This is a genomic window from Paenibacillus sp. UNC451MF (genome assembly GCF_000686845.1).
GTDB lineage: Bacteria > Bacillota > Bacilli > Paenibacillales > NBRC-103111 > Paenibacillus_S.
The window spans coordinates 58,375-70,630 of sequence record NZ_JMLS01000020.1 but is presented as its reverse complement, the minus strand read 5'-3'; the positions used below and the strand labels follow the sequence as shown (position 1 = coordinate 70,630).

Here is a 12,256-nt window from a genome sequence, read left to right as displayed (position 1 = left end):
GAAATCGTAGCCAACCATTTTAATACAAATTTTAGATGATACATCCCATGACCAGCATGAGAATGTTTGACAATCCCCTATAATTTACTCATATCGGCTATCAAGACCTGCCTTCTTCCTTCCGGTGTACCGTTGAAGCAAATGTACCGGTTGTCCTCACTCCAGACCGGATGGGGATCGCAACGCAAATTGCCCTGTACATCCGTTCCGCCAAGAGTCCATATATCAATAAGACGCTGCTCTGTTCCAGCTAGGGTATCGATCAACCGGATAGGCACTTCGAACCGCTCATTTAGAAACTCTTTTTCTGAAGTATATGCATCAGTCACAATGTAGCGTCCATCATTAGAGAAGCTTGGATGTCCACCGCCGGTAGTGAAAGGAGCAGCAATTCTGAACGATTGCCCGTCTTTCCCAAAAAGACAGAAGCGCATTCTATTCAATTGAATATTCATTAGAATCTCTTTGCCATTGGTATGCCAGTCCGGATGATGAGATCCATTTAGCCACAACTCGTACGGTAGAGCAAGCTTGGCGTCCGTACCGTCCATGTTCATCGTAATGATAAAACGCAAGTCAGTTCTCCCGTTGTCGAACAGGCAGCGAACAACCTGCATGAGACGGGTTTGCTGCGCATTGATCTTCACATGGAAAAATGTAAATCTCGCGCCCTCGACATCCCTCTTATCCGGGAGAAGCTCGAGCGCTTGTTTGTAGCTGAACAACAGTATAGTGCGATTGGCATCAACATCCGTTCTCCATAGCCCATCTTCTTCAGATGCGCCTATCGGAGGAGGTGTGCTGTGTTCAGGAGCCAGCGTCGCACCATAACCCATCTGGGCAAAGTTGATAACGGATAGATTCGGACTATATAGATAACGGCCATCTTTAGTAGCCTGGTATACAGAACCTGAGAGCCGCACCTTCTCACCGGTGATCGGATTCATTTTATACGCATACACGCGGTTGCCCTCTTTATCATTAAAGAACAGTTCTTCATCGTTTGCCCCCCAGCACAGATGAGCACCGACTTGAATCCCCCATCCTGTTGTTGTGCAAAGTTCCACCATTTGCTGATTATGTAAATCGATTACACAGACAGTCGCTTCATCATTTGGCCTTGGCAGCTTATCTTGAAACGGCAATTTTAGCACAGCCAAGTATCGGCCAGAAGGACTCCATGGCTTTACATCGAAAAAATTGTGAATGTAGTAGCCGTCATCAGGGGTTACTATTTGAACAGGCTGCATCCCCTTATGGTAAGTACGGAATTCATAATGTTTTATATTCCTGTTAGCCATCGCTGCTGTACCCTCCGCTTGTTATTTGATAATACAATAAACCATTCATAGCCTTATCGAAGCGTGTTTTGAGTGAGCTACATTACTTTACGGACTTCTCGAAGGTCAATATGCTGTGCCTTTTCATTCAATCGTTGCTCCGTGTCTGTCCCAGCCATTGAAAGCGAGTGCGGTCGGATACGTTTCGCTACCGGTCCGCCTCCGCCTGTACCCTTGATCAAATGGTTAAGATCAGCAATATCCGATCGCCAGCTCAACAGCGCTTCTACAAGCTCCGTCCGGATTTCCGAATAGTCTGAGTCCTTAAAAAGATCCTTCTGTTCCTTGGGATCGTTCAATCGATCATATAGTCGTCCCTCGCTTTCTTCAAAATAATACTCAAGCTTCCAGCGGGCTGTAGCGACAGCCGCCGATTTATACAAAGTGGCTACTGCACAGCGTCGAGGTGATGGCAGTCCTTCAATCAACGGGGTATACAAATCGAATCCCTGCATCGTATCGCATTTGGTGCCGGCTGCAGCAAGAATTGTAGTCGTTATATCATTCCAAATGGCAAAGTCTCTTACCTCACCTTGCGGCAGCGTGCCCGGCATGCTCATAATGAACGGAATTCTCCAGGAGCTGTCGTAATAATTGTGTTTATCGTTCACTCCATGATCGAATAATTCATGACCATGGTCGGTAGTAAAGATAACAAGCGTGTTGTCCCGTAATCCTGAGGAGTCAAGGAAGTCTATTAATCTCCCCACTTGCTCGTCGCAATATGCTGCAAAACTGTAATACAGCCTCCTTACGGCATCTGCGGCGCAGCGCGTCTCGGACTGTTCATCGAGCAGTTCCGATAAACGTACACTTGCTTGCTGCTCTTCTCCCAAGATACCTAACATTCTCTTCAGATGAACGGGAACATGTTCAAGCTCGCCATCGGTATAGTTGATTTGCGGCAAAGGAATATCGTCATATGCGTTTGCCCATTCTTTAGGAGGAACATAAGGACTATGAGGAGCATTCATGGAGACAAACGCAAAGAAAGGACCATTCCCATCTGAAGTTGCCTTTGTAATTTCGTCCATTGCAGTATCAACTAGGAACGATTCGAAGTATAGCTCTTTCGGAATCGGATTTGGAGCGGCAACAGGTTGGCTGTATCCATGCTTAGCCAAGTGCTGAATATATGGATCATTATGATTTCGTGGATTTGGCACTGATGAGCATACAAAATCGAATGAGTCAGGTATCGGTCCGAAATGTGTCTTCCCTATCATTAAATTGGTATAGCCTTGTTCCTTCAAGTAATCCGGAAATACGGGAAGATCAGCGTATCGCTTTGTACCGTTCTCGATACATCCGTGAATCGGCGTGTGCAATCCGGTCAATAGACTGCACCTGGCAGGCATACATACTGGAGAAGAAGTATGTGCTTGAGTGAACATGACTCCTTCTGCGGCCAATCGGTCGATATTTGGAGATACCGCATTCGGATTTCCCATACAACGAAGCGTATCGCAGCGCTGTGTGTCCGTGCTGATGAGCAGAATATTCGGCCTATGAATGTTCCTGTATGAAGCAGCTTCGGTTTGCTTATTCAATTGAGAATCATCCCCTCTTCAAAAAGCTTTGAATAGTTAGTCTATCCCGCTTACTTTTTAGCCAATTTTATTTCGTTGACCTTTTTTTCCGCTTTCTCCTGTGCTTCGCGCAGCACCGTATTGACATCTTTGCCGGATAACGCCATATCTTTGGCAGACTCCTGAATCACTTTTTTCAATTCAACATCATAATCGGTCAAAAGTAAGTTTTTGCTTCTTTTCAACTTAGTTATTGCAGGAATATTTTTATTTTGAAAGCTCTTTAAGTTCGCGCCGAATTGCAGCTGAATATTTTTGTCGTTCAACACGGTCAATTTACCGTTTTTGTTCATTTCCGTCTGCGCCTCATCGGATACCAGTGTGCTCATGACCTGGAATACCATCTCGATGTTAGGGCTCTTTGGGAAAGCTGTCAGAACCGCCATATTGGTCGGACGGCCTTTGCCTGGCTGATCGGCGAATACAGGCTGCGTAACAAAATCCCAATTGAGCGGCTGCCCCCGTTTTGCCTCGTCTTCCAGCATCCCGACCAAGGAGTCTGCCCAAGCGGGCAACATGGCGACGGTTTTATTCTTTACAAAGGCGTTTCTGCCATAAGTATAAGTATTGTTATTTCCAATAAAGCCGGGAACCTCATAAAATTGCTTCAGCAGACCAAACAATTTCTGATAATCTGCTGAATTAAGGATGGGTGCATCCTGCTTTTCATTCATGTATGGAATAGCGTACTGCTCCTTCATTTGGTCTACATTGCCTGGATCCATGCCAATATATTGAGTACCCTGATCCAGAATCGTCAGCTTCTTGCCGATCTCAAGCAATTCGTTCCAAGTCATTAAATCCTGCGGATACGCAACACCGAATTTATCGAAAATATCTTTATTATAAGCCGTAATTCCATAATTCATCGAAAGGGGTAAACCGTAAAGCTCATCTTTGTTGCCATATTGCTTAATAGCCTCGATCGTGCTTGCATCGAAACGATCCAGACTGATGGCATTTTTTTTAACCATATCGCTCAAGTTCATGATCATTCCAAGATTTTTAAACATTCCGATATAAATATCGCTAATCAGGAGAATATCAGGGTATTTTCCGGCGGCAAGAAGCTCGTCCGGGGTGTTCGCACCTCCGGCATTGATAATATACTCAAACGAAACGTTCGGATATTTTTTTTGCACAGGATCTATGAAATATTTTTGGAACTCAGAATCTGTCATACCCGTGCTGTAACTGTACACTATTAATTTGACAGGATCTTTGGAAGCAACGGTAGTCACGTTGTCACTGGTGCTTATGTTTTCTTTATTATCCGAACAGCCCGACAGCACAGCCAATAATAAACTTATAGATATGAGATAGGACGAAAGCGTTTTCAATATTCATGTCTCCCTAGATTCAAATTAGGTTGAGTTGCATTCCTTATTTTGCTTTTTCCGATTGAATGGCTCTGTTTATTTCTTCCTCCCAATCTCTCAGGGCTGTATTGACATCCTTTCTGCCAAGCGCAAAATCGTTAAACACTTTAGTGGGATCAATCGGGACTTTCACCAGCTTAGAATCCCGAGGAGGCGGCAGCTTCACTTGATTCAAGTAATACAAGGCTCCATTATGCTTGCCCTTCAACTGTGGGGAATCGGCTCCGAAAGCATTGCGCACTTCCTGATCTTTGAGCACAGTCACTCTTCCCATTCTGCTCTGCTGCATTTGCACTTCATTGGACAAAACGAATTCGATTAGCTTAAACGCTTCCTCCTTATACTTACTTGTGCTCATAATATAGTAATAACGCGGATTCAGTTGAAGATTGGTATCAGGTGCATCTTTCATGGTCGGCATGGATACCATATCCCAATTGGTGAACTCTTTTGGAAACGACTCTATCAAAGAGGTTACCCCTGCGAACATGGCGGCTGTATTGTCTTTGGCGAATACATCCCTTTCTTGCGCATTGCCTAAGGATGTCAGCGATTGGTTCATCGGAATCTGGTAAAATTGCGCATACGTTGAGATGATGGACCGCCACGCATCCGTGTTGACCCCGGCTTTATCTTGAGACGGATGGAAATACGCAGCGCCCAATTGATTGTTGTCGAACAAATATCGGAAAGCTCCGGCAAAGCCACGATATTGTATTCCCTCATGATACAGGGTTAGCTGCTTGGCAAGCGCATAAGCCTCCTCCCATGTCATGCCATCTTTGGGATAAGCGATACCGAATTTATCGAAAATATCCTTGTTGTACATGAGCACGGGCGTATAGACGGTGCCGGGCAGCCCGAAGTACGTGCCTCCATAGCTTGCCGATATATTTTTAATCCCTTCCAAATAAATGGGATCTATCCGACTAAGATCGAATTGATTTTTCTTAATCAATTCACTCAAATCGTACTGCATATTCATGCTGGTCAATACACTTTCTAAAGCCGCAGCGCCCTGGTAATAAATATCAGGCGCTTTGCCTGATGCTACAAGTGCAGCGAAATCGGCAGTTTGGAACTCTATGGAAATATGAGGGAATTTGGCTTTGAATTTGTCGGCAATGTTCAATTTGAACTGCTCTTCGTCCGCCTTATCCCCTGTATAAAATTTGAGTGTAACCGGGTCCTTCTTCTCCATCTCTTCTTTTTGTTCCAAACTATTCCCGGACTGGCAACCGGCGGCGATGAGCGTAAGCAGCAAAAGGACTGGTAATGCTCTTTGCTTATTTTCTAACAAACGAATCATTGTCTCCCTCCTTAATGTGGAAAAAAACAATTTCTTATACGATTCATTGGCTATCTATTCTTTTGCTGACCTTTTTTTCTTAATTCCATAATCTCCAGTATTTTCTCCCGGGGCTTGACGCCGCAGCGCTTAGCCCAAATTTCGTATTGTTCACTCATCATTAAGACCCGATCGGTATGCTGTTTGGAAAGATCGTCGGTTTCCGTACGATCCTGCTCCATATTGAACAACTCCCACTCATTCGGATATTTTTTGACAAGCTTCCACTTCCCTTCCCGAACAGCTGCGTTACCTTCGTGTTCCCAGAACAGAGGGGCTCTCTCCCAACAATCGGAAGCAAACACAGGCATCATACTCTGGCCTTCCATCGGGAGTATGTCGTTACCTCTATAGCTCGATGGATAGACGGCACCAGTGATCTCCAACACGGTCGCCATTACATCGGTTAACTGGCAAGGGGTGTGCCGGAATTCCCCGGTTGCTTTAATCCCTTGGGGCCAGTGGACAATAAATGGAGTCGAAATCCCCCCTTCATGCACCCAATGTTTGTATAGTCGAAACGGCGTATTGGACACGTTCGCCCAGGACAAACCATAACTCTGGAACGTATGCTCTGAGCCTGGCATGATATCGGGACGGTTACCATATGCAACTTCTTCCCCAGTTTTGGTATAACCACGATTCTTTACCACTTTTTCCGGTGGTGTCGGTTTGATCTCTTCCGCACATCCTCCGTTATCCGCAAGAAAGAAAATGATCGTGTTATCCAATTGTCCCGTTTGCTCCAGCGCTTGCAAAATGTGACCGATTCCCCGATCCATACGGTCGATTTGAGCGGCATATACTTCCATTCGGCGAAGCTGCCAATCTTTATGCTCGATTTGATCCCATTCTGGCAGTCCGGGATCGCGTTCAGACAATTTCCAGTCGGGATCTATAATCCCCATATCAATCATTCGTTGCAGCCTTTCCTCTCTTAACTGATCCCAGCCTTGATCGAAGCGGCCAAGATACTTGGCAATATCCTCTTCACCGGCATGAAGCGGCCAGTGGGGAGCTGTGTAAGCTACATACTGGAAAAACGGAGTATCCGGATACTCTTGCGTGTGCTGATTAATAAACTGAACCGCTTGCTCGCTAATGGCATCAGTGTAGTAATAATCGGTCTGAAGAGCTTCATGGCGAATATCGTCGTTATCCCTTGTCAATGTCCAGGGATAATAATAGTTTCCCGAACCTGCCAATGTACCGTAAAACCGATCAAATCCGCGCTGAAGCGGCCATGTATCATTAGGTGTATCAATGTTATGAGCTATATGCCATTTACCGCTCATATAGGTGCGGTACCCATCCTCCTTCAGCACTTCAGCTATTGTCATACAGCTTTTGTTCAAATTACCGGGATATCCTTCCGGACCGTCATCGTCAACCAGAACTCCGATTCCTGTCTGATGGGGATGTAGTCCTGTGAGTAAAGAAGCCCGTGAAGGACTGCAACGTGCAGTATTATAAAATTGAGTAAATCGGATACCGCTAGCTGCCAGACGGTTTAGATTTGGAGTATCGATCTCGCCTCCATAACATCCTAAATCAGAATATCCCATATCGTCATTCATAATCAGTAGTACATTTGGTTTGTCGGCCATATTTGAGTATCACTCCACTCCCGTTCATTTTGATCCAATTGGTCATCCATTAGCCCGTATACTTACATTCCTTGAGCTCTATGACTCTATTCTCGATTCGAGATTGGTCAGCGGCGAATCCAATCAAGTGGCCATCGAGCGATTTTTCCAGTGATGTGGAGGAAATGGATGTTTCTGCACCGCTCAGTACTTTGATAAAGTCTTCGACAAGACGCAAATCTCCACCTCCGTGCATATCATTTGACACTCCAATCTCAACACGGTGTTCAGAATATCTGTGGCCTTTGCGGGCATCCGGATGACGTATGACGTAAGCTCCTTCTTCCATTTCTCCTTGTATTTCACCCTTTGTCCCAATAATGTGGATAGAACGTCCGCGCTTAGAAACGCCGCCGGTCATAACGTGAGTCGCCGTGCTGCCGTCCGAGAATTCTACAATGACCGTCTGGTGATCGACCACGTCGTTATCGCAATGCCACACACAGCGTCCGTACGGGCTATCGGTTCGCAGCGATTCCGCCAATTCCTCATCACTTACTGCGACACCCAGATGTTTATTGTAAGTTACATATGCATTCCACAGGCGCTGCTCAATGTAGTTTTTCCGTGCTGAATAAGGGCAGGATTCCTCAATAGAGCAATCAACCAGACACCGGGTGCCTGCACCGGCAGGTGCATTTTCAGCTCGGAATTGCAGCAAGCTTCCAAAGCTGCTGACTTTCACTGGATTGACATCTCCATTCATCCAGGTCATGATGTCCAAGTCGTGACAGCTTTTGGCCATGAGCATCGAGGATCCGCTTTTGGCCTTGTTCCCCCACTTCCCCCTTACGTAAGCCATAGCCATATGATCGTAGCTGACCTTCTCGCTCGATGTCAGACTGACGATATCCCCAATGACTCCATCAGCTATTTGACGGCGAATGGATTCGTAGAATGGTGCATATCGCAGTACATGACAAATCATCACTTTTCTGCCATAGCGCTGAGCTTCTACATACAGTCTTAATACTTCATCCGGGCTAACACCGATCGGTTTCTCCAGCAGGATGTCATAGCCCGCTCGAAGCAGAGGAATCGAAGTGGCTACATGAATATGATCCAAAGTACCGTTAATAACGGCATCGGCCATTTTGGGCTTGCCAGCAAATTCCTCAAGATCGGCAAAACAGTTTTCCATCGGTATATCGAAGCGCTCCTTGGTTAGATTTCTGCGCTCGATATCCGGCTCAACGACGCCGACAATTTTCATATGCTCGGGATGTCGCTTTGCGTATGAAGCGTAAATCAGACTGCGGTGACCGGCTCCAACTATAACGACTTTAATAGGCTGCATATCGTTTTGTTTCACATCTAAATGGCTCATTTCGAATTCCCCCAATTTTCTTAATTTTTAAGAAATAGTAACATTAAGTGAGTATTTGTGCGGGCTCTTAGCTCTACTAATTTTTCTTCTCCGGCTCCGGTTGAATGTCTTTATTTAAGAGATCTGAAGCGCTTCTCTAACCGCAAACATAGCGGAATATTGATAAAGTTGAGAGTAACCTGCTGGTCCTTGGTAGTAGATTTGAAAGTACCGGAGATGATTACCTTTTAATTGTAAACCCTTTTATTTCGATTGGACATGTGTTACTTATATAAGAAGATGGACTAATTCTAGGAACATTTAAAGCAAGGAGAGGAGATGGATGGTGAACATTCGAAGAGCGTTAACCAATGTTGTGGGCAACGGTGACGATTTGAAAATTTGGAATGCAGGCGCCAAGAGTTCGAGCAGATACGGCCCAGTCATACGGGACCATTACTATATTTTACATCTTGTGCAAGGTTGCGGTGTGCTGGAGACCGGCGGTCGAACGTTCCAGCTTGAAACGGGGCAAGGCTTTGTCGTACCTCCGGAAACGGTCCATCGTTATGCAGCGGAGGGGGAAAAGCCGTGGTCTTATTTTTGGTTCAGCTTCCATGGACTCAAGGCTGATCATATCATTCGCCAAGCCGGGTTGTCCTATGAGCAGCCGGTTTATGCAATCGAAGACAAGCACGATATTTTCCACACTTTGAAAAAACTCGTCGATCAGAAGTTGTTGCACAACCAGAAGCCATGCTCCGAAATAACGAGGATGAAGGTCCTGTCTTTGTTTTATCTTTATTTTTCGGAATTAATGGAGGCCGCATCCGGTGCCGTAATGGACCTTCCAACAGAACTTCAAAGTGAACGATATATCAAGAAGGCACTGGCATATATCGAACTTAATTTTTTTAGAAAAATTAAAATGACCGACCTTGCCAGCTATGTCGGATTGAATGCCAGCTATTTGGGGCAGTTATTCAAGAGACATCTTCATGTTACGCCACAACAGTATTTGTGTCGGTTCAGAATTGAAAAAGCCATTCAGTATATGCTCAATCCGGCCATATCGCTTAAAGAAATATCAAGCTCTGTCGGCTATGAGGATCCTTACTTGTTTTCGAGGATATTCAAACAAATTAAAAGTGTATCGCCCTCCGAATATCGGAAAACGTTAATGGGCCAATTTAACGAACTTTGATAGATACTTATACTAAGCACTCGGCACCATACCGGGATTGTTTTTTTCCGGAACCTCAGTTCCTCAATATTCAAAAATGTATCGCTGTCTTGTTGCTTAAAACGCGATCAACGCAATATTCCTCTGTAACGGGAAGGGGGGAGCGATACACTCCCCTCTCTATTACGGATATGGTTATCTCTCTAACTCCTGCATTTTAACCCCAAATTCTTGAGGAGTTATTTTGTTGGCCAAAAGCTTCGCCACTGCTACATTGGGTTTTAGCAAGACAGTCATAGTATAAATAAATAAACAAACCTGTAACTGACTAATGAGTTTGTTTATTTATTTACGTTCAGTTGGGCATCAATTCCCGAACGGGGCTAGCGGATGTCCTTTTTTACTCATCTTAACTGGTAATCTATATATTAATACATACATCACTGCTTCAGTCCAATTCATAACCTACTTCCAAATGTTTTAGAGGCCTGGCAGGCCATTCTTATTTTGTTTACCTTTTTGCTTTATAAAACCTCATGATATAGCTTCATGAGAGCTCTTTTCTCTATCCATGACACGTAGCTCCGTGAAATCTACAGCTCCTTAGCAATTTACCGCTGAGTCCGCTCTTCTCCGCCATGCTCTAACCCAAAACGGCCAACCACAACTTCTTTTTCACGATCATCCAATATGTCCAAGTTTTTATATATCTTTGACTTTTCGATCTTCAACTGCACTTTATCTTTTTGACGATATTTTTGAAAGCTTCTTCTTAAACTGTTGGCCAGTTTACCTATGCAGTTTGGGGGTTGTCATACTTATACCTTAGACCTAAATTTCAGTTTAATATTTCTTCTTTGCACATTGCGATAACGGTTATTCCGGTACCGACTGTCGGTCGATGCCAGCAGCCGCATTATACACCACGTCTAAAACTAATTGATTTAATATATTTTTCTTTCAAAAAATGGTTAAGAAAATGAAATTAAAACAATCCATGTCCAGGCGGGGAAACTGCTGGGATAACGCCCCTCAGGAATCCTTTTTTGGTCACTTTACGCAGTTGTCGGTGGTAGCTTTCTATCAAGTAGGCCGGGTCGTGTAAATAAGGTTACGTAGCTCTGGTAGATACTTGAAGAAGAAGGTAGCAAGCTTGACACATTTGCTAGCCACGGATTGAATACTTAAGCTCACTACGTCTCTTCAAAGCGATCCAATTCTACCAGACCTGTTTTTTAGTAGATTGCTAGGATAAAATTTGTCAATTCCTGCCCCTCTTCCGGCATGCTTAAACAACTGTTATCACGTAACGTTTTCCGCTTTCAACATGGAACTGGATATGACCGTCCTCCATTCGGGAACCATCCACTTCCTCACCGTCTTGGGTAATCCCTATCGTCTGCTTTGTAAGCACTTCACAAGCCTGTGCTTTTGAAGCTGCAATTACTGCCTTTGACAAGGTTCCGTTTTTCCACTCCAAATCGACTTCGTATCCACCTCTGCCCCGAAGTCCTTTTACATAGCCGTCTTTCCAAGCATAGGGCAATGCCGGCAAAAGATCTAAAAATCCTTGGTGCGATTGCAGTAGCATCTCTGCGATCCCTGCAGTTGCAGCAAAGTTGCCGTCGATTTGAAATGGAGGATGCGCATCGAACAAATTGGCATATACGCCGCCTCTAGAATAATTAATTGGCTTATTGCTCTCTACGAGTGTCAACAAATTCGAGATTAAACGCTCTGCACGGTTGCCGTCTTTGAATCTTGCCCATAGGCCGATTTTCCAGCCAAGACTCCACCCCGTTCCTCCGTCTCCTTTGATATCAAGCGATGTCTTCGCTGCATGGAATAGATCGGGAGCAGATTGCTCCGTAATCAGCTGTCCCGGATAAACCCCTACAAGATGAGAAACGTGTCGATGATGGATATCCTCGTCTTCGAAATCCTCGGATCCCGGATGAGCCACAGCATGAACTGATGGGCCAGATTACGACACAGCTGCTGGATTTGATGCAAGTGGAATGGCAATATCTTTCAAACAATCTAGAGGAAGTCAAATTGCAACTGAATCAAGCAGACCAGCATATTGCTCACAACCGCCCTTTTTCTTTGTCGTCAAGAAAGGGACATTTAATGCTGATGCTTTTCCCCAATTAGGTGTCTTGTAACCTCTCTATAAATGAAAAGGATTCGTTTTAAGACACCGTGTTCACGCATTAAGTCTTCCCGTAGGTGGAATAGCTTCCATTTTAGTTGTATTTTCATCAGACAAGAACAACAGATCACTCCCCTACTTCTAGTTTCCTTTCAGGTCAATGGGCATCTATACACAATGTTCCCCTTTATAAATAGCGATTTCATTTCGCCCTTATCCAGAGGGGGTAGAACATTCTACGCGGCTCCATTTGTAGCAATGTATTAAAGACTGGTTTATCAAAGGGAAAAGCCCGTGGTTGTAGCAATACTTG

The 12,256-nt window shown here is 44.7% G+C and carries 8 protein-coding genes and 2 pseudogenes; 2 read left to right on the top strand and 8 right to left on the bottom strand.

The window, feature by feature from the left end:
* Positions 1-77 precede the first annotated feature (77 nt).
* From BP97_RS0120080 to BP97_RS0120055, 6 genes are all read right to left on the bottom strand, one after another.
* A complete protein-coding gene (locus BP97_RS0120080) occupies positions 78-1,301 on the bottom strand; it encodes a TolB-like translocation protein (RefSeq protein ID WP_028550713.1) in 1,224 nt (407 codons plus the stop codon).
* A 77-nt stretch (positions 1,302-1,378) separates the two neighbouring features.
* Positions 1,379-2,890: a sulfatase family protein gene (locus BP97_RS0120075; RefSeq protein WP_028550712.1), complete on the bottom strand. Its 1,512-nt coding sequence runs from the start codon at positions 2,888-2,890 to the stop codon at positions 1,379-1,381.
* Positions 2,891-2,940: 50 nt separating this feature from the next.
* Positions 2,941-4,269, bottom strand: a complete 1,329-nt coding sequence (locus BP97_RS0120070) for an ABC transporter substrate-binding protein (protein WP_028550711.1) — start codon at positions 4,267-4,269, stop codon at positions 2,941-2,943.
* Positions 4,270-4,312: 43 nt separating this feature from the next.
* Entirely contained in the window at positions 4,313-5,617 is a 1,305-nt protein-coding gene (locus BP97_RS0120065) for an ABC transporter substrate-binding protein (protein WP_028550710.1), read from the bottom strand.
* Between the two features lie 50 nt (positions 5,618-5,667).
* Positions 5,668-7,263, bottom strand: a complete 1,596-nt coding sequence (locus BP97_RS0120060) for an arylsulfatase (RefSeq protein WP_028550709.1) — start codon at positions 7,261-7,263, stop codon at positions 5,668-5,670.
* Positions 7,264-7,312: 49 nt separating this feature from the next.
* Positions 7,313-8,629, bottom strand: a complete 1,317-nt coding sequence (locus BP97_RS0120055; protein WP_051620795.1) for a Gfo/Idh/MocA family protein — start codon at positions 8,627-8,629, stop codon at positions 7,313-7,315.
* 322 nt (positions 8,630-8,951) lie between these two features.
* Between BP97_RS0120055 and BP97_RS36925 the strand changes: the two genes are divergently transcribed.
* Positions 8,952-9,812 (top strand): helix-turn-helix transcriptional regulator, encoded by an 861-nt coding sequence (locus tag BP97_RS36925; RefSeq protein WP_051620792.1) that lies wholly within the window; start codon positions 8,952-8,954, stop codon positions 9,810-9,812.
* Between the two features lie 490 nt (positions 9,813-10,302).
* Here BP97_RS36925 and BP97_RS39785 read toward each other — a convergent pair.
* A pseudogene (locus BP97_RS39785) lies at positions 10,303-10,534 on the bottom strand (sigma factor-like helix-turn-helix DNA-binding protein); the annotation flags it as partial.
* Between the two features lie 545 nt (positions 10,535-11,079).
* Entirely contained in the window at positions 11,080-11,754 is a 675-nt protein-coding gene (locus tag BP97_RS0120045) for a glycosyl hydrolase family 95 catalytic domain-containing protein (RefSeq protein ID WP_028550707.1), read from the bottom strand.
* Here BP97_RS0120045 and BP97_RS41120 point away from each other — a divergent pair.
* Positions 11,712-11,929, top strand: a pseudogene (locus BP97_RS41120) (phosphonopyruvate decarboxylase); the annotation flags it as partial. The gene BP97_RS0120045 and the pseudogene BP97_RS41120 sit on opposite strands and share 43 nt — an antisense overlap.
* Positions 11,930-12,256: the final 327 nt, after the last annotated feature.

Excerpts from the sequence above, each read along its gene's own strand:
- BP97_RS0120065 (WP_028550710.1), bottom strand. The coding sequence starts at position 5,617 with ATGATTCGTTTGTTAGAAAATAAGCAAAGAGCATTACCAGTCCTTTTG.
- BP97_RS0120060 (WP_028550709.1), bottom strand. The coding sequence starts at position 7,263 with ATGGCCGACAAACCAAATGTACTACTGATTATGAATGACGATATGGGA.
- BP97_RS36925 (WP_051620792.1), top strand. The coding sequence starts at position 8,952 with ATGGTGAACATTCGAAGAGCGTTAACCAATGTTGTGGGCAACGGTGAC.
- BP97_RS0120080 (WP_028550713.1), bottom strand. The coding sequence starts at position 1,301 with ATGGCTAACAGGAATATAAAACATTATGAATTCCGTACTTACCATAAG.
- BP97_RS0120055 (WP_051620795.1), bottom strand. The coding sequence starts at position 8,629 with ATGAGCCATTTAGATGTGAAACAAAACGATATGCAGCCTATTAAAGTC.